The sequence below is a fragment of the Nocardia niigatensis NBRC 100131 genome, from assembly GCF_000308655.1.
Classification (GTDB): Bacteria; Actinomycetota; Actinomycetes; order Mycobacteriales; family Mycobacteriaceae; genus Nocardia; species Nocardia niigatensis.
This window is the reverse complement of sequence record NZ_BAGC01000019.1, coordinates 41,185-59,397: the sequence shown is the minus strand read 5'-3', so window position 1 is coordinate 59,397 and position 18,213 is coordinate 41,185. Positions and strand designations below refer to the sequence as shown.

At 67.9% G+C, this 18,213-nt stretch carries 14 protein-coding genes; 6 read left to right on the top strand and 8 right to left on the bottom strand.

Annotation, left to right across the window (positions count from 1 at the left end):
• Window positions 1-46: 46 nt before the first annotated feature.
• The gene (locus ON33_RS06200; RefSeq protein WP_040856269.1) at window positions 47-532 is read right to left on the bottom strand and encodes a MarR family winged helix-turn-helix transcriptional regulator; all 486 of its coding nucleotides are present in this window, start codon (window positions 530-532) and stop codon (window positions 47-49) included.
• 307 nt (window positions 533-839) lie between these two features.
• On the bottom strand, window positions 840-1,304 hold the full coding sequence (locus ON33_RS43090; protein WP_245550319.1) for a hypothetical protein: 465 nt from the start codon (window positions 1,302-1,304) through the stop codon (window positions 840-842).
• 941 nt (window positions 1,305-2,245) lie between these two features.
• On the opposite strand from ON33_RS43090, the gene ON33_RS43920 reads away from it, so the two are divergent.
• Entirely contained in the window at window positions 2,246-3,496 is a 1,251-nt protein-coding gene (locus ON33_RS43920) for a WXG100 family type VII secretion target (protein ID WP_157184429.1), read from the top strand.
• A 160-nt stretch (window positions 3,497-3,656) separates the two neighbouring features.
• Here the strand turns inward: ON33_RS43920 and ON33_RS06185 are convergent, their stop codons facing one another.
• The 3 genes from ON33_RS06185 to ON33_RS06175 form a co-directional block, all read right to left on the bottom strand.
• The gene (locus ON33_RS06185; protein WP_040856260.1) at window positions 3,657-6,671 is read right to left on the bottom strand and encodes a bifunctional [glutamine synthetase] adenylyltransferase/[glutamine synthetase]-adenylyl-L-tyrosine phosphorylase; all 3,015 of its coding nucleotides are present in this window, start codon (window positions 6,669-6,671) and stop codon (window positions 3,657-3,659) included.
• 256 nt (window positions 6,672-6,927) lie between these two features.
• Window positions 6,928-8,268, bottom strand: a complete 1,341-nt coding sequence (gene glnA / locus ON33_RS06180) for a type I glutamate--ammonia ligase (RefSeq protein WP_040856254.1) — start codon at window positions 8,266-8,268, stop codon at window positions 6,928-6,930.
• Window positions 8,269-8,341: 73 nt separating this feature from the next.
• Complete coding sequence (locus tag ON33_RS06175) at window positions 8,342-9,868, bottom strand: alpha/beta hydrolase (RefSeq protein WP_085996681.1); 1,527 nt, start codon at window positions 9,866-9,868, stop codon at window positions 8,342-8,344.
• Between the two features lie 246 nt (window positions 9,869-10,114).
• Here ON33_RS06175 and ON33_RS06170 point away from each other — a divergent pair, with 246 nt between their 5' ends.
• The 5 genes from ON33_RS06170 to ON33_RS06150 all read left to right on the top strand — a co-directional run bounded on the left by ON33_RS06170 (window position 10,115) and on the right by ON33_RS06150 (window position 14,820).
• On the top strand, window positions 10,115-11,254 hold the full coding sequence (locus ON33_RS06170; protein WP_051151701.1) for a S1C family serine protease: 1,140 nt from the start codon (window positions 10,115-10,117) through the stop codon (window positions 11,252-11,254).
• A gap of 179 nt (window positions 11,255-11,433) precedes the next feature.
• The gene (panB, locus tag ON33_RS06165; protein WP_040856415.1) at window positions 11,434-12,306 is read left to right on the top strand and encodes a 3-methyl-2-oxobutanoate hydroxymethyltransferase; all 873 of its coding nucleotides are present in this window, start codon (window positions 11,434-11,436) and stop codon (window positions 12,304-12,306) included.
• 202 nt (window positions 12,307-12,508) lie between these two features.
• Complete coding sequence (locus ON33_RS39005) at window positions 12,509-12,967, top strand: hypothetical protein (RefSeq protein ID WP_083868632.1); 459 nt, start codon at window positions 12,509-12,511, stop codon at window positions 12,965-12,967.
• Window positions 12,967-13,923, top strand: coding sequence for a prolyl aminopeptidase (gene pip / locus ON33_RS06155; protein ID WP_040856413.1), 957 nt, complete (start codon window positions 12,967-12,969; stop codon window positions 13,921-13,923). The genes ON33_RS39005 and pip overlap by 1 nt, the downstream gene beginning before the upstream one ends.
• Complete coding sequence (locus ON33_RS06150; protein WP_040856249.1) at window positions 13,924-14,820, top strand: CHAD domain-containing protein; 897 nt, start codon at window positions 13,924-13,926, stop codon at window positions 14,818-14,820.
• 96 nt (window positions 14,821-14,916) lie between these two features.
• Here the strand turns inward: ON33_RS06150 and ON33_RS06145 are convergent, their stop codons facing one another.
• The 3 genes from ON33_RS06145 to ON33_RS06135 form a co-directional block, all read right to left on the bottom strand.
• Window positions 14,917-16,407 (bottom strand): RNB domain-containing ribonuclease, encoded by a 1,491-nt coding sequence (locus ON33_RS06145; protein ID WP_040856246.1) that lies wholly within the window; start codon window positions 16,405-16,407, stop codon window positions 14,917-14,919.
• Window positions 16,408-16,421: 14 nt separating this feature from the next.
• The gene (locus ON33_RS06140) at window positions 16,422-16,748 is read right to left on the bottom strand and encodes a hypothetical protein (RefSeq protein ID WP_040856243.1); all 327 of its coding nucleotides are present in this window, start codon (window positions 16,746-16,748) and stop codon (window positions 16,422-16,424) included.
• A 422-nt stretch (window positions 16,749-17,170) separates the two neighbouring features.
• Window positions 17,171-18,124: an SPFH domain-containing protein gene (locus ON33_RS06135; protein ID WP_051151699.1), complete on the bottom strand. Its 954-nt coding sequence runs from the start codon at window positions 18,122-18,124 to the stop codon at window positions 17,171-17,173.
• Between the last annotated feature and the right edge of the window lie 89 nt (window positions 18,125-18,213).

The window sequence follows — 18,213 nt, the reverse complement described above, 5'->3', positions numbered from 1 at the left end:
CATTCGTACGCATCCGGTTCCGCCCTGGATACGACCCCGGAAACCCTCAGCGCCGCGGGTAGGGGTCCATATTGCGCAGCTGTTGCCGGTGGGTTCGCTGCAGTTCGCCCGCCCGGATGAGAAAGCGCGCGATCATCTCCAGTTCCGCGGGATCGAACCAGCTCAGCATCATCTGGTAGCCCTCGTCGACCAATGGTGAGATGAGTTCCTGCATGCGACGGGCGGCGAGATCCGTGGCCACCACGATCACCCGGCGACGATCGGTGGGATCCAGCGAGCGGGCGATATAGCCCTGCTTCTCCAGCCGGTTGAGCATGACCGTCGCGCCTGCGGCAGTAAGGCCCAGTCGTTCGGCGAGCATGCCAGGTGTCGTGGACTTCCCTTCCCCGAGAACGATTTCCAGCGCACGCCGATCGGTCTCGTTCACGCCCAGCAATCTGATCGATTCGCGGGCCAGATCCTCGATGGTTCCGTGATAGAACTCCAGGGCCTTTCTGAGCTCTACTGCGATCCGAGCGGGTTCGGTTGACATCGGACGCACAGGCTCCCACCCTCGAACACTTGAAACACGAAACCTCTCAACCAAATTCACCGAGGCCGTGCCGGACATGTACTGCACGACGACACCGAAGCCGATACGATAGCCGGTATTGCACCCCGGCCAGAGTGGTTTTCGCCGCACGAAAGCCGCAGCGCGCGAAAACCATCCGGGGCGGCGAGTGTCCGATCCGATCGGACGGAACCTGGACTGGGCTGCTGGTAACAGCCCAGTCCAGGCACATTCACCACATTTCGCCGGAGCGGATACTGCGCGTCACGCTGCTCCGCCTACCCTCCGATCAGCTGACGGTCGTGGTGGTGAGGGTCGGGGACGGATTCGGGTAGCACGCGGTCGCGACACCGCCGACCCATTGCACGTTGGTCGTCATGGTCATACCGGGATTGGCATAGCTGGTCCCGGCGTACTTGCTGGTGATCGGCGTTCCGGGAGTCCCGGCGGTCACATTGATGGTCACCGCCGGCGGGGTGAAGCTCGTGCCGCCGGCGATCGGACCCGGCACGGTGAGAACGACATTCCCACCCGAGGTGGTGACGGTGCCGGCCACGCTCCCACCGGATGCGGTGGCCGAGACCAGCGTGGAATTCGCCGGAGTCGGGAAGATCATCTTCAGGTTGCTGATGCTCGTCACCGTGAAGCCCGAGGCCGAGCTGGGAACCGTGGATACACCGGGGGTGAGGGTAATGGCCACCGCGGAGCCGGATGCCGCCGATCCCGGCGCGGCCCCGTCGACCGATGTGGTCATGCTCGAGGTTTGGCCTATCCCGAAGATCGTGCCCTGACAACTCCAGTTCACGCTCACGGGGGCGGCATTTGCGGGTGCGGCCAAACAGAAGGCGGTGGCCAGCGCCACCGGCGTAACAACTCCGGCGCGAAGCAGCATGGATGCGGTCGATCTCATAACTATCTCCAAAAGGTGAAGCAACAGCACGAGCCACATGTCGCGCCGTAACCGTAAGGGATCTAAAATATAACCTGTTCTCATCCGGTCGCGATCGAGATCCAAAATAACGTTTTGGCATCGATGGCTCGCCGGAGGGCGGTTCCGGCAAATCCTTATCCGCTATTAAATATTCAGCCTGGAAAGTTAATTCCACTAAGACTTCGGCACCAGCCGACCGACGCCATGCCGCCCATCAGGGTTCCGATCACAGGATCGAAAGCGGGCTAGATTTGATCAAATACAAGCTCTGACCTGGTGTTATATCCAACGCCTTCACTGCATGCGGTTATCGAGTCCCACGATTCCCTATTGCGAAACAGGTTCCCGAAAATTGCGCCCACCGGCTCGCCCGACCCGAAGCCGACCGCATGAACGATCGAGACTTCTCCCATCAGGAGCTCATTATGCGTAGGTAAACGCATTTTGCCGTGCGTTCACTCAGCGGCGGAACGCCGCCCGAGCCGCTGGTGCATCTATTCAGCTCCGAAGTTGCCGGCGACGCCAGGTGAACGAATTTACGGCTCACCCGGCAACATCGTGAAACAGCATCACCCGGCGAATTATCTTATCTTCAGGCATTCCTGTATCTGCGACTGGGCATGCCATCGAAACAGCCGATGGAGCAAGGAAAGAATTCGGTTCGCGTGGCCGGCCTCGTCCGTATCGGCGAATCGCGCCGCGGCGGAACCGACGCCCAGTCCCCGGCGTCGAAGTGGAAGAGACCGGATGAGGGGAGGACGCCGATGGAACCGGAAGCCTTGCGGCGCAGGGCCCGATTGAGTCAGTCGGGGGCCGAGCACGAGCAGTCGCGCATCACCATGCGCGGACTCGACCCGGATTACATCCGGCAGCTGGAGCACTTCCCACGGTTCTCGCACGAGCAGATCTACTCCCGGGTCCAGGCCATGAACCCTGGCGACATGCACACCGCCGCCCAGGTCTGGGTGAGCATCGCCGACAGCCTGTTCGGCGCTCTGTGCACCCTGCACGCCACCGTCCAGGCCACACTCGCCGACGCCCTGTCCGGCCACATCGCCCACGCCGCCGAGCAGGCCGCCCGCCAATTCGTCCGCGACGCCACCGATGTCGCCGAAATCGCCCACGGCACCGGCCATCGCATGATTGCCGCGGCCTACGGCGCCGAAGCCGTCCGGAAAACCGTGCCCCCACCCGTGCCCGATGGCCCCGCCCACACCAAGGACGAGCAGTACCACCTCGCCCTGGCGGCCCTCGACGCCAACTACGTCCCCATCTACCCACCCGCCGGCACAGCCGTCCCCGCCTTCTTCGCCCTCGGCTCCCCCGGCGACTCCGCATCCGAAGACTCCAGCGGCACAACCGGTTCCGGAGCGGCCCCAGGCTCCCCGGGCATCTCATCCCAACCCGCCATCCTGGATCCCTGGGACGGACGAGGCGGAACTCCCGAGCCCGCGCCCGGCTCTCCTGGCACCATGGCCGCCGCGACCAATCCGGCCGATACCCAGCACTTTCCGGAATCCGGCACCGAGGCCGACCTGAATGACCCGGCCTACCGAGGTTCGGACAGTCGAACCCAGGACGGCCAACGCTCGAAATCCCCTCGGCCGGCCGACATCGAAACCGAACCCGCCACCACCCCACCCACTTCCCCGCTCACCCCCGCCCCCATCGGCCATCCGACCAACCCTCTCGCACCCCGCCCATCGCCCGCCACGCCCGACCCCGGCCAGAGCTTCCCCGGCCCAGTCAACCCAGAACCCCTCACCCAGCCACGACAACCCGACTCCCCCAACGGCTCCGGCCCACCGGCCTCCGCACCATCGGGCATGTTCGCCCCCGGCGCCCGCCCCACCGCGGACCCCGACTCACGCCACCGCACCCCGCCCTGGCTCATCCGAGACCGCCAGGACGAACTACTCGGCAATCCCCTCCCCCACGTCCCACCCACGATCGGCGCCGAGTTTCCAGCAGCCCGAAACGATCTCATGCTGCCCAGCGGCGATTCCCGGGACTGAGGTCCTCTCCGACCGAGTGTCCGCCGCGGTCTCCTTCAGCGAGCCCGCTCTACTTGTACCCGCGGCAGCAGCCTCCCACGCCACACGTTCGTCCCCGCGTTCGGCAGCGATGTTTCAGACCGGCAGGGCGAGAAGCGGTTTCGCCCCGCCGGACAAGCTGCTACTCGCCGCCGAAGACGCGTTCGACCACTGTCTTGGCGCGGCGGGTGACGCGCATGTAGTGGTCGAGGAATTCGCTGCCGTCGTCGTTGGGCCAGCCGGCCACGCGGGCCACGGCGGAGAGCAGGGTGCCGGGGCCGGGGAGTTGGTCGGCGGGTTTGCCGCGCACCAGGACGAGGGCGTTGCGGGCCTTGGTGGCGGTGAGCCAGGCGTCGCGGAGGAGGGCGGCGTCGGCGGTGTCGATGAGTTCGGCGCGTTCTATGGCGTCCAGGGATTCGAGGGTGGAGGTGTTGTGGAGTTCGGGGACCTCGTGGGCGTGCAGGAGCTGGATCAGCTGGACGGTCCATTCGATGTCGGCGAGGCCGCCGCGGCCCAGTTTGGTGTGGGTGGCGGGGTTGGCGCCGCGCGGGAGGCGTTCGGAGTCGACGCGGGCCTTGATGCGGCGGATCTCGCGGACGCCCTCCGGGGACATGCCGCCCTCGGGGTAGCGGATGGGATCCATGGTGCGCAGGAAGCGGATTCCGAGTTCGCGGTCCCCGGCGACCTGGTGGGCGCGCAGCAGGGCCTGTACCTCCCACGGCTGCGCCCACTGGGTGTAGTAGGCGGAGTAGGCGGCGAGCGTGCGGACCAGCGCGCCGTTGCGGCCCTCCGGCCGCAGCCCGGCGTCGACCTGGAGCGGCGGGTCGGTGCTCGGCGCGCCGAGCAGCCGCTGCACCTGTTCGGCGACGCTGATCGCCCACTTCACCGCGACGGTCTCGTCCTCGCCGGGCCGCGGATCGCACACGAACAGCACGTCGGCGTCGGAGCCGTACCCGAGTTCCATGCCGCCCAGCCGGCCCATGCCGATGACCGCGAGATCGGCGGGCGCACGCTTGCCGAGTTCGGCCTCGCCGGCCCGGATCACGGCCTGCAGCGCCGCCTCCAGGGTGGCGATCCACACCGAGGACAGCGCCTCGCACACCTTCGGGACGTCCAGCATGCCCAGCACGTCCGCCGAGGCGACGCGGGCCAGCTCATGCCGGCGCAGCGAGCGGGCGGTCGCGACCGCGCGCCTGGGATCGTCGTAACGACTTGCCCCGGAGAGGATTCCGCGCGCCACATCCGAGGGCTTGGTGGCCAGCAGCAGCGGCCCGTCCGGCCCGTCGGCGTACATGCGGATGGTCTCGGGCGCGTTGATCAGCAGATCCGGCAGGTACGCCGAGGACCCGAGCACAATCATCAGCCGCTGCGCGATGGCCCCCTCGTCGCGCAGTTCGCGCAGGAACCAGATCTCGTTGTCGAGCCCCTCCGACACCCGCCGGTAGGCCAGCAGGCCCGCGTCGGGATTCGGTGTCTCACCGAGCCATTCGAGCAGGGTCGGCAGCAGCAGCGCCTGGATCCGCCCCTTGCGCCCGACCTCGCCGGTCAGCGCCTTCAGATGCCCGAGCGCGTTCTCGGGCGCCACATAGCCCAGCGCGGCCAGCTGCCGCACCGCCGCCGCGGGGCTGAGTCGCAGGTTGTCCGCGTCCAGGCGCGCCACCGATTCCAGCAGCGGCCGGTAGAACAGCTTGGCGTGCAGCCGCCGCACCCGCACCGCATTGCGCTTGATCTCGCTGGTGAGGACCCCGACCGCGTCCTGGCGTCCGTCGGGCCGCATGTGCGCGGCGCGCGCCAGCCAGCGCATGCCCTCCTCGTCCTCGGGGGCGGGCAGGGTGTGCGTGCGCTTGAGTCTCTGCAGCTGCAAACGGTGTTCGAGCAGCCGCAGGAATTCGTAGGAGGCGGTGAGGTTGGCGGCGTCGTCGCGGCCGACGTAGCCGCCGGTGGCGAGCGCGGTCAGTGCCTCGACCGTGCCCTGCACGTGCAGCGATTCGTCGGCCTTGCCGTGCACCAATTGCAGCAGCTGGACGGCGAATTCGACATCACGCAGACTGCCGTGGCCGAGCTTGAGCTCACGTTCGCGCAGGTCCGCGGGCACCAGATCCTCGACGCGCCGCCGCATGGCCTGCACGTCCGTCACGAAGTCGGGACGTTCGCTGGCCGCCCACACCATCGGCATGAGCGCGTCGCGGTATTCGGCGCCGAGCGCGAGATCGCCGGTGGCGGGCCGCATCTTGAGCAGCGCCTGGAATTCCCAGGTGCGCGCCCACCGCTTGTAGTAGGCGATGTGCGATTCCAGGGTGCGCACCAGCGCACCGGCCTTGCCCTCCGGCCGCAGCGCCGCGTCGATCTCGAAGAACGCCGCGCTGCCCACGCTCATCATCTCGGCGGCGAGCCGGGTGGCGGTGGTATCGGCGGGTTCGGCGACAAAGATGACATCCACGTCGGAGACGTAGTTCAGTTCCCGCGCACCGCATTTACCCATGGCGATGACGGCCAGCCGGACCGGTGTCTCGCGGTCGGGGCACACCCGCGCGACAGCCACCGACAGCGCCGCGGTGAGGGCCGCGTCGGCCAGATCGGTGAGATGCTGACCCACCTGCTGGTAGGGCAGGACCGGTTCGTTCTCCACGGTGGCGGCCAGGTCGATGGCGGCCAGCAGCATGAGCTGATCGCGATACCGCTTGCGCAGCAAGGCGATCGCCTCCGGCCCCGCGATGCCCGCCCGGTGCATCGTGAGCCCGGCGTTCTCCCCGGTCTCGGGGGTGGCGTGGACGGCGTCCAGCAGATCCGCGAGCAGCTCCGCACGATCGGGCAGCTTGGACCGCTGTAACAGCTGCCAGGAGCCCGGATCCGCCACCAGGTGATCGGCGAAGGCGCTGGACGAACCGATGAGGGCCAGCAGCCGCCCGCGCAGCCCGGTGTCCCGGCGCAGTTCGGAATCCAAAGCGGCCCAATCGCTCCCGAGTTGCTCACGCAACCGGATGAGCGTCAGCAGCGCCAGATCGGCGTCGGGGGACCGCGACAGCGCCCACAGCAGTGGCACGCTGTCCACGTTGTCCCACGCCAACTCTCGCAGAGAGTCGGCGGCCGACGGCTCGAGCAGACCGAGCCGTCCGACACCGGGCACAGCGGAACGAGCAGTCGATGGCCGAACCATGCCCTTCAAATTACATGGCAGGCCAAACCAACATGCCGCCCATCCCTCGCAAACGGGACTTCGTTGCCTGCTTGCAGCCGCTTCGACTCCCGAACGCACTCACCCTTTGTTCGCGGCCCGCCTCGGCCTGGACTGCGCTCCGCCTCCCCGCGCTTGGAGCGGGGGGAGCGATGCGGAGGAGGGAAGGCCGAGGTTCCGGCTCCAAGGACCTACGCCTCGGCCGCGAACCGCCCGGAGCGAAGCGGAAGGCAAATTGTCACAGCCCCAGGTATTCCTTGAGCTCGTAGGGCGTCACCTGGGCTCGGTAGCCGGCCCACTCACGGCGCTTGTTGCGCAGGAAGAAGTCGAAGACGTGCTCGCCCAGCGTCTCGGCGACCAGCTCGGACTTCTCCATCGCCTTGAGCGCCTCGTCCAGCGACGCCGGCAGCTCCCGGAAGCCCATGGCGCGACGCTCGGCGCTGGTCAGCGACCACACATCGTCCTCGGCCTCCGGCGGCAGCGTGTAGCCCTTCTCGATACCGCGCAGGCCCGCGGCCAGCAGCACCGCGAAGGCCAGATACGGGTTGCAGGCGCTGTCAGGGCTGCGGATCTCGACACGGCGCGAGGCCGACTTGTTCGGCGTGTACATCGGAACCCGCACCAGCGCAGAGCGATTCGACCGGCCCCAGGAGGCGGCCGTCGGCGCCTCGCCGCCGTGGATCAGACGCTTGTAGGAGTTCACCCACTGGTTGGTGACCGCCGAGATCTCGTGCGCGTGCTCGAGAATGCCGGCGATGAACGCGCGCGCGGTCTCCGACAGGTTGTCCGGGTCGTCCGGGTCGGCGAAGGCGTTCTGCTCACCCTCGAACAGCGACATGTGGGTGTGCATGGCCGAACCCGGGTGATCGGCGAACGGCTTGGGCATGAAGCTGGCCCGCACGCCCTCGTCGATGGCCACTTCCTTGATCAGGTAGCGGAAGGTCATGACGTTGTCGGCCATGGACAGCGCGTCCGCGTAGCGCAGGTCGATCTCCTGCTGGCCCGGCGCGCCCTCGTGGTGGCTGAATTCCACGGAGATGCCCATGGATTCCAGCGAGTCGATGGCGTGGCGGCGGAAGTTCGGCGCCTCGTCGTGCACGGCCTGGTCGAAGAAGCCGCCATTGTCGGCCGGGACCGGCGAGGAGCCGTCGTGCGGGCCCGGCTTGAGCAGGAAGAACTCGATCTCGGGGTGCACGTAGCAGCTGAAGCCCAGGTCGCCGGCCTTGTTCAGCTGGCGGCGCAGCACGTGCCGGGGATCGGCCCAGGACGGCGAACCGTCCGGCATGGCGATATCGCAGAACATGCGCGCCGAGTGCTGGTGCCCCTTGGACGTGGACCACGGCAGCACCTGGAAGGTGGACGGATCCGGCTTGGCCACCATGTCCGCCTCGGAGACCCGGGCAAACCCCTCGATGGCCGAACCGTCGAACCCGATGCCCTCCTCGAAGGCGCCCTCCAGTTCGGCGGGCGCGATCGCGACGGACTTGAGATACCCCAGGACATCGGTGAACCACAGTCGCACGAATCGGATATCCCGTTCTTCGAGCGTCCGGAGCACGAATTCCTTCTGACGGTCCATGACCGCGAGCGTAGGGAACCGGAGTTAAATCCGTGTTACATAAACGTCAGCAGGCGCGGCGAGTCGCGCCAGCTCAACATGTGAGGCCCGGCGCGGGGGCCTTCAGATCGATCAGATACGAAATCACCGGGTCATCGACACACTGAACGCCGGACAGCGACACGGTGTGCCGGGTGCCCTTGTAGGTGATCAGCGAGGCGCCCAGCTGCTGCGCCAGATTGACGCCGGCCTGATACGGGGTGGCCGGGTCCTCGGTCGTGGAGATCACCACGGTCTTGGGCAGGCCCTGGATCGAAAGCTTGTGCGGCGCGCTCGTATTCGGGACGGGCCAGATCGCGCACAGCTCCAGCGGCGCGGCATTGCTGCCGTGTCCGTCGTCGAGGAAAGGTGCGACGCGGCGGTAGTCGGCGTCCTGCTGGGCGACGATGGACCGATCGGTAATGGCGGGGTCGTCGACACAGCGGATGGCGTTGAACGCGTCGGAGCTGTTGTCGTAGCTGCCGTCGTCGTGGCGGCCGTCGTACATGTCGGCCAGGGCGAGCAGCGTGTCGCCGCTGCCCTGGGCCAGCTCCCGCAGGCCCTTGGTCAGCGCGGGCCACAGGCGGTTGGAGTAGAGGGTCTGCTGCACACCGGTGATGGCATCGCCGTAGTGCAGACCGCGCGGGTCCTGGGTGGGAACCGGCTTGTCCCACAGCGGATCCACCAGCGAGCGGAACTTCTTGGTGGCCTGACCCGGATCATCGCCGAGCGGGCAGTTGGTTTTCTCCTTGGCCGCGCAGTCCGCGGCGTAGGCGTCGAAGGCCTTCTGGAAGCTGGCGGCCTGCGCCACCGACTCCTTGACCGGGTCCTGCTCAGGATCCAGCGCGCCGTCGAGGACCAGGGCGCGCACATGGTCGGGGAACTTCTCGGCGTAGGCGTAGCCGAGGCGGGTGCCGTACGAGTAGCCCAGGTAGGTCAGCTTCGCATCACCGAGCGCCGCCCGGATCACGTCCATGTCCTGCACGACCTCCCGGGTGCCGACGTGGGCGAGAAAGTCCTTGCCGGTGCGCTGGACGCACTTGTTCGCGAAGTCCTTGTTCTCGGTTTCCGCGGCCGTGATGCCCGCGGGCGAGTTGTCCTTGTTGGGTTCGGCGCGCTGGGCGTCGTCCTCGGCGGCGGTCATGCACTTGATGGCGGGCTGCGACGCGCCGATACCGCGCGGGTCGAAGCCGATCCGATCGAAGCGGTCGGCCAGCTTGGTGCTGTCACCGAGGGTGACCATGTTCAATCCGGTCACGCCCGGTCCGCCGGGGTTGAGCAGCAGCGAACCGATCTTGTTGCCGGTGGCCCGGACCCGCGAGATGGCGATCTTGGCGGTCGCCCCATTGGGATCGGCGTAGTCGACCGGCACCGTCACCCGGGTGCACTCGGCGTTCTTGGGCATGTCGTCTTCGCTGTACTCGGCACAGCTGCCCCAGGACAGGGTCTGGTTGTAGAAGGAATCCATCCCCACCGGTGTGCTCGAGGTTGGCTTGCCGTCCACCGTGTTGGTGCACGCAGCCGCGGTCATCGCCAACGCCGTCATCAGGAGCACGACCCGGCCGGTTCGCATCAACGCCATCCCACGATCGTGCCATCCCGCCGAAATCACCCTCGCACCCCTCGTCCGCTCCATATATCTCTCCGTTTACATCGCGCCCGCCGTCGTTGTGCGAAACGTCACGCATGGCACGGATTGGGTAACGGTAGAGGTTCGGAGCGGGCACCACCGAGTACGTGGGCGTTCACACGGTAAGTCCCCAGGCCGCTCTCAGAAAGGGCATGCTTAATGGGAGGTGACCGGGGGGCTCTACTCATGAGGGATGTCATGACCGTGCAACCACATTCGCCGAATCGGTCCGCCGCGGCCGGTTCCGGCTCATCGCGTTCACGCACCATCCGGGCCGCGGCCGGCGCGGCGGTGGCCCTGGCCGCCACCCTGGGGCTGGTGGCCTGCGGGCCGGCCACGCTGCCAGGGGCGCCGATCGCGCAGTCGCCGGGTGGCGTCACCCAGAGTCAGCCGATCGACTTCACCACTCCCCCAGCCGATCTCGATTCCGCGGCGCAGCACGTGGTGCCGGGCATCGTGGATGTGAACACCGAGCTCGGGCTGCAGAACGGGGAGGGCGCGGGCACCGGCATCGTGCTCAGGTCGGACGGCATCGTGCTCACCAACAATCACGTGGTCGAGGGCGCGACCAAGATCTCGGTCACCGATCTGGGCGACAATCGGACCTATGACGCGACCGTGCTCGGCTTCGACCGTAGTGAGGACATGGCGGTCATCAAACTGAGCGGTGCGTCCGGTCTGCAGACCGCGCCGCTCGGCGATTCGGACAAGGTCGCGGTCGGCGACGCGGTGGTCGGCGTCGGCAATGCGGGCGGACGCGGCACTCCCACCGCGGCCACCGGCAAGGTGACCGCCCTGGATCGGGCCATCACCGCCAGCGACGATTCCACCGGCAGCTCGGAACAACTGACCGGTCTCATCCAGGTCGCCGCCGATATCCAACCCGGGGATTCGGGCGGGCCGCTGGTCGATGCGGCCGGACAGGTCATCGGCATGGACACGGCCGCCTCCCAGGGCTTCCGCTTCAGCATCGGCGGCGGCGAGGGCTTCGCCATCCCGATCGACAAGGCGCTCGCGGTGGCCAAGCAGATCCAGGCCGGCCAGGCCTCGGACCGCGTCCACATCGGCGACACCGCCTTCATCGGCGTCTCGGTCAGCTCGGTCGGCGGCGGCGCGCAGATCCGCGGCGTCGTCCGGAACGGCCCCGCCGACCAGCTCGGCCTCGAGGCCCGCGACGTCATCACCGCCGTCGACGACCACGCCATCGCCTCCGCCAACGACCTCATCTCCACCATGGACCAGCACCACCCGGGCGACACCGTCACCCTGAAGTGGACCGACCAGACCGGCCAGTCCCGGTCGGCCCGGGTCCAGGTGGCCAAGGGCCCGGTCGGATAACAAGCAGCGAGCAGAAGAGGCGAGGGCGCACCCCTCGCCTCTTTTCTGTGCGCGTCTGCCCGGTCCCCGGTGTGAGGAATTCCATCCCTGGTGGGAGCGGGGGAAATGGCAGACTGAGGATCGTCAGAACAACCCGGGGACCCGGTCATGGGCCTCGAGGAACGACGAAAGGGACGATGATGTCCGTATCCGATGCGGAAACCCCTGTGTACGGGTCTGCGGCGCCGACAACTCCCAAGCGCGGGGAGGCGGAGCGCCGGCGGAAGACGCGAGTGCAGCACCTGCAGCAGATGAAGCAGGCCGGGGAGCGCTGGTCCATGCTCACCGCGTACGACTACTCCACCGCCCGGCTGTTCGAGGAAGCCGAGATTCCGGTGCTGCTGGTCGGTGATTCGGCCGCCAATGTGGTGTACGGCTACGACACCACGGTCGCCATCACCGTCGACGAGCTCATCCCGCTGGTGCGCGGTGTGGTGCGCGGTGCGCCGCACGCGCTGGTGGTGGCGGACCTGCCGTTCGGCAGCTACGAGTCCTCGCCCGAGCAGGCCCTCGCGACGGCCGTCCGCTTCATGAAGGAGGGCGGGGCGCACGCGGTGAAGCTGGAGGGCGGCGAGCGGGTGGCCGACACCATCCACAAGCTGACCGCCGCCGGCATCCCGGTGATGGCGCACATCGGATTCACCCCGCAGAGCGTCAACACCCTCGGCGGGTTCCGGGTGCAGGGGCGCGGCGACGGGGCCGAGCAGCTCATCGCAGACGCCATCGCCGTGCAGGAGGCCGGGGCCTTCTCGGTGGTCATGGAGATGGTGCCCGCCGAGCTGGCCGGGCAGGTCACTCGCAAGCTGACCATTCCGACCATCGGCATCGGCGCCGGCGTGGAATGCGATGCGCAGGTGCTGGTCTGGCAGGACATGGTCGGCTATACCGGCGGTAAGACCGCCAGGTTCGTCAAGCAGTTCGCGGATGTGGGCGGTCAATTGCGCACCGCCGCAGCCACTTACGCCGACGAGGTGCGGCGCGGGGTGTTCCCGGGCCCGGAGCACAGCTACTGAGCCGTCCGGTCGCACGGTGACCGAGGACGCCCCCGCGAGGTTCGCGGGGGCGTTTCGTTTGCCCACGACGACACCGGGGGCGATAGCGATCAGCTATTACCGCATATTCGCCCGCCGCCATCTCCGTCCACAGCGAACTTTTGGTGGCAGACTCGGAAGCCAACGAGCTGGATCGACCAAAGGGAAGTTCATGGATCGTGGAATGAGTCGCTGGGTTCGGCGGACGCCGCTGCTGGTCGCGGCGGTCGCCGCCGTCGCGTTGACCGCGGCCTGCGGGGGCAACAGCTCGACGGGATCGACGCAGCCGCAGGGCTCCTCCTCACCGCTCTCCTCGACGCCGGGCAAACCGACCACCTCGGGCGGGCCGACCACCTCGGCGGGCGGCTCGGGGATCACCGTCTCCGACGACGCGGCCAAGCAGCTGTGCGACCTGATGCGGCCGCAGCTGTCGGACTGGCGGGTGCAGACCCCGACCCTGGACAAGATCTCGCTGAACGCGACCGTGATCCAGTGGGCGACCCAGAACGGCTTCCTGCTGCAGCTGCCGGGCAACCGCGGCCTGGTCGATCAGGTCACCACCAAGGCTTGCCCGGATGTGCGGGATCAGGCGCTCTCCGCGATCGAAATCCCGGATCTGGCCTCGGGTCTGGCAGCCGGGTGATGCGCACCCTGTACCCGCCGCTCGAGCCCCACGAGCACGGCATGCTGGACGTCGGCGACGGCCAGCGGCTGTACTACGAGGTGAGCGGCAATCCGGACGGCAAGCCCGCGGTCTTCCTGCACGGCGGGCCCGGCGGCGGCACCTCGCCGTATCACCGGCAGTTCTTCGACCCGGCGGCCTACCGGATCGTGCTCTTCGATCAGCGCGGCTGCGGGCAGTCGACGCCGCATATCGCCGACGGGGCAAGCCTCGAGCACAACACCACCTGGCACCTGGTCGCCGATATCGAAAGGCTGCGAACGCATCTCGGCGTCGAGCAGTGGCTGGTGTTCGGCGGCTCCTGGGGTTCGACGCTGGCGCTGAGCTACGCGCAGGCCCACCCGGACCGGGTCACCGAACTGGTGCTGCGCGGGATATTCCTGTTGCGGCGCAAGGAAATCGATTGGTACTACAATGGCTCCGCGGGGTACGTGTACCCCGACGAGTGGGAGAAGTTCCTGGCGCCGGTGCCGGAAGCCGAACGCGGGCAGGATCTGGTAGAGGTCTACCACCGGCTGCTGCACTCCCCCGACGCCACCCTCGCCACCGACGCGCCCGTCGCGTGGTCCACCTGGGAGGGTTCCACGAGTTCCCTGCTGCCCCAACCGGATCGGGTCGCCGAAACCGCCGATCCGCGCTTCGCGCTGGCCTTCGCGCGCATCGAGAACCACTACTTCATCAACCACGGCTTCCTGGACGAAGGGCAACTGCTCCGCGATATCGCGCGCATCGCCCACATTCCCGGTGTCATCGTGCAGGGCCGCTACGACGTGGTGTGCCCGGCCACCAGCGCCTGGGACCTCCATCAGGCCTGGCCCGCTTCGGAATTGCACCTGGTGCCCGACGCCGGCCACGCCGCTCTCGAACCCGGCATCACCCACCACCTGGTGGAGGCCACGGACAAGTACAGGACGTAGATGAGTACCACAGCCGGACTCGCATTGGTCAACGCCGTGGCCGCCGATGTGGACCGGCTGTGTACCGCCGAACCCGATGTGCGCCAGGACCTTCCGGATTCGATCCACAAGATGCGGGTCGCCACCCGGCGACTGCGCAGCGTCCTCAAGTCCTACCGGCGGATGCTGCGGCGCAAACGGGTCGGCGAGATCACCGACGAACTACGCTGGCTGGCCGGGCTGCTCGGAGTGGCGCGCGACGCCGAGGTGCGGGCCGAACGGTTCGCCGCGTTGCTCGTCGACACCGGGGTTCCGCTCGACGTGGAGACCGAGTCGACGGGCGAGAAATCCACTCCCCGAAGGGATTTCGGTCAGCAACTGGTCGACGAGGAGCGCGGGTTCTACGCCGGGGCGCACCGCGCGGTGGTCGAGGCCTTCGACACCCGCCGCTACCGCCATCTGCTCGACCGCCTGCACTGCTTGATCGCCGACCCACCACTACGCGCTTCGATCGCCGACGAGCCCGCCGAGCCGGTCTTCACCGCCGTCCTGCGCCACGACTTCCGCGAACTACGCCACCTGGTCCGTGCAGAGTCCGACCTGTCCGAAGCCGAACGCGTCGACCACCTGCACGAAATCCGCAAGGCCGCCAAGCGATTGCGCTACTCGGCCGAGGCGGCCACCGAGGTCCTCGGCAAACACGCCGAAGACCTCGGCAAGAAGGCCAAACGCCTCCAGACCATCCTGGGCGACCACCGAGACGCCATCGAAGCCCTCCAGGTCCTCCGCACCCACGCCGCCGAATCCGCCGAAACCGACTATCAACGCCTCTGCGACGCGGAAGAAGCCGCCGCCGCCAAGGCCCTCGAGGAATACCCCGAAGCCATCGAATTCCTCCACGACCGCCCGCTGGGGTGATCCGGCCGTCGTGCCGCGGCGGTCAGAGCAGGTCGATCTCGATCAGGTCGATGTCCATCTCGAACGGACGCAACCACTGCGGAAACGGTTCGACGGTCACGGCTTCGGGTATGGCACCGAAGTGCCCGGTCCGGCCGGGTAGCTGAACTTGACGGTGCGGGTGATGGGGTCGGCTTCGGTGAGGCGGACCTGGATCGTTCCGCCCTCGGGGGGTGTGCCGGCGCATTTGGCGAGGACCGGTGGGTCGGCGATGAAGATTTCGGCGGGGCGGGTGCCGTTGGCTTCGCGGAGAACCACGGCGTCGAAGTCGGTGCCCAGACGGGGAGACAGGACGGTGGCCTCGGTGAGGTCGACGCAGGCGCGTTCCACCTTGCCGGCGACGGCGTCGGTGCGGCGCATGGTGTCGGCGACGGTGGCAAGGTCATCGCGAACCCAGTGCGGGACTTCGGTTCTCGCGCAGTGGGCCAGGCAGATCTCGGTGGCGTAGCGGTCACCCAGACGGCGCAGCGGGGCGGTGACATGGGCGTAGGGTGCGCCGATCGCGCTGTGCTGCAAGGCTTCCGGGGACTGGCCGTTCATGATGGTGTAGGAGGCGCCGCGCAGCAGGCTGATGGCCACGGACATGAGCACCAGGGCGGCGGACGTGTTGCAGTCCAGCGCGGCCAGCATGCGGCCCGCGGACTCGTTCCGCGGCCAGGTGACCCCGACCGCGGCGGCGGTACGGCGCATGGACTCGATGGCGGTCGGCATGGGCGGTGGCATGGTGCGCAGCAAACCCACGTGATCGGGGTTGCCGGAGCCGTTCGAGTTATTGCCATCGAGCATGATTCGGGCGGCGCACATGCCGGTCAGCAGCGAGACCTGCTCGTTCCAATCGTCGGCGGCGGTGCGCGGTTCGACGGCAAGCTGCCAGTGGTCGATTCCGGTTTGCTCGCCGTCGCGGATCACTGTCTGCGAGGGCAACCGCAGGGTGATCGCGCCGCGCGCGATACCGGCGTCGATGCGCAGCCGCCCGAACGCGGGCAGCGCGGCGATCGACGGGTGCAGGCGGCCGGCGTCGGCGTCGGCCTGCACGCCGTGATAGTCGAGGCGGGCGCGGGAGCGCACCAGAGCGCGGGTCACGGACCAGCGCACGGGCTCGGCGTGCGCGTCGCATTCGATGGTCCACAGCGCGGCCGGGCGGTCCACGCCGGGCAGCAGGCTGGCGCGATCCTCGGACAGCACCGGCGGGTGCAGCGGGACGGTGCCGTCGGGAAAGTAGAAGGTCTGGCCGCGGGCCAGGGATTCGCGGGCCAACTGCCCGCCGGGCACGACCACCGCGGCCACATCGGCGATGGCGTAGTGGAGGAGGAATCCGCCGGTCGGGGTGCGTTCCAGATGCAGCGCCTGATCCAGATCCATGGCGCCCGGGGGATCGATGGTGACCAGCGGGATCTCCCGCCGATCGGCTCGGGCACCCGCGAACGCGTCGACCGCGTCGCGGGCCTCCGAGACGGCCCCGGACGGGTAGTCCGAGGCCAATCCGAATTCGGTCCGGACGGCGCCGAAGTCCACCGGCGCCGACACGATCCGTTGATGCAGTTCCACTGCGGAGGCTGTCCCTACTGCAGGGCCAGCATGGTGCCGTTCAGCTCGTTGAACGGACCGTACACGGTGAAGACCACACGCCCGTCCGGGTACTGGGACGACAGCAGCGCCGCCGAGTCCAGAGCCTCCCCGAAGGAAGCGGCCGAGGGGTGCGGCAGGCCCGCTATCGCCTGCCCGAGGTGGGTCTGAGCCACCCACTGGGTGTCCGCGGGGGTGAGGTCGACCTGCACCCCACCCGGCAGCGGGGTCACGGTGGCCGCGGAGGCGGAACCGGCACCCAGCGCAATGGAAGCGGCAGCAGCGATAAGCGCACCGACTGCCAGTTTGCGAGCAATTCGCATTGAGACGAGACCTGCTTTCCGACGATTGTTGAGCCCTTCGCCCGTTGCGGACCGCAACGGAACTTTCCAACGCGCAACACTTTATGACGTCGATCACGTTCCGTGCCAGTTCGGAGCAGATAACTCGCTCGACACGCCGAGCCGCGCCGCTACACACCGTGTGGCGCGTCGCGATTCTCATCCGACCCGTCGGTCCGCGCACGCGAACGGGAGAGCGGCGTCGCGCACGCCGCCCTCCCGTCGAGTATTTCCGCGCCCGCGGGGCCTACCGGCCACGCACCCCGTTCGGGAACTTGGCGCTGAAGAACTTGAATCCGTACGCGATACCGAACAGCACCACGACGGCCGCCGGCTGAATCAGACCCGCCATGATTGTTTCCTCACCCTCTTGCCGCCGGACGCGCCCGGACCCGGTGCCCGCGCTACGCCGACTCCTTTCCGCCGCCGGGCTCCCCGGCCGCGTTCGTCTTCTCTCGCGCATCGGCCTGTTCCAGCGCCGCCAGAGCCTCCCGGACACTGGGCTGCGCGAGGGCAGCCATCAGCTCGCCGAGTTCGGCGGGACCCAGGGCCGGGCGCTCGGTCTCCTGGCCCGGTACGGCCGCCGCGGCCTGCTGATGGGTACGGCGCTCGAAGAAGCGCAGGAGTTCCACCGGGAAGGGCAGGACCAGAGTCGAATTCTTTTCCGCCGCAACCTGAACCACGGTCTCCAGGAAGCGCAGTTGCAGGGCGGCCGGGGTATGGGCCATATTAGCGGCCGCCGCGGCCAGCTTCTCCGACGCCTGCAGCTCGCCCTCGGCGGAGATGATGCGGGCGCGGCGTTCGCGTTCTGCCTCGGCCTGACGAGACATGGAGCGCTTCAAGGCATCCGGCAGCGCGACATCCTTGATCTCGACGCGGTCGATGTGCACGCCCCAGTTCACGGCCGGGCTGTCGATCATGATCTCCAGGCCCTTGTTGAGCTGCTCGCGGTTGGACAGCAGATCATCGAGTTCGCTCTTGCCGATGATGGAGCGCAGTGACGTCTGCGCCACCTGCGCGACCGCGAACAGGTAGTCCTGCACCTCGATCAGCGCCCGCAAGGGATCGATGACCCGGAAATAGACGACCGCGTCCACCCGGACGGTCACATTGTCACGCGTGATCCCCTCCTGCGCGGGCACCGGCATGGTGATCACCTGCATGGAGATCTTCTGCATCTTGTCCACGCCCGGAATCAGCAGCCGCATTCCCGGCTCCCGCACCGACCGCACCCGTCCCAGCCGGAAAACCACGCCTTTTTCATACTGCGTGACCACCCGCACCCCGGCCGCCAGGCCGATGCCGATGATGACCGCAAAGGCGGCGAGCCAGCCCACCAACAGATACAGAACATCCATCGTTCGCTCCGCGAAAAGATTTCTGCTCCACCGGAAATCCGATGGGGTACCTCCATCATCGCACCCGAAGATCGCCCCCGTGACGAGAT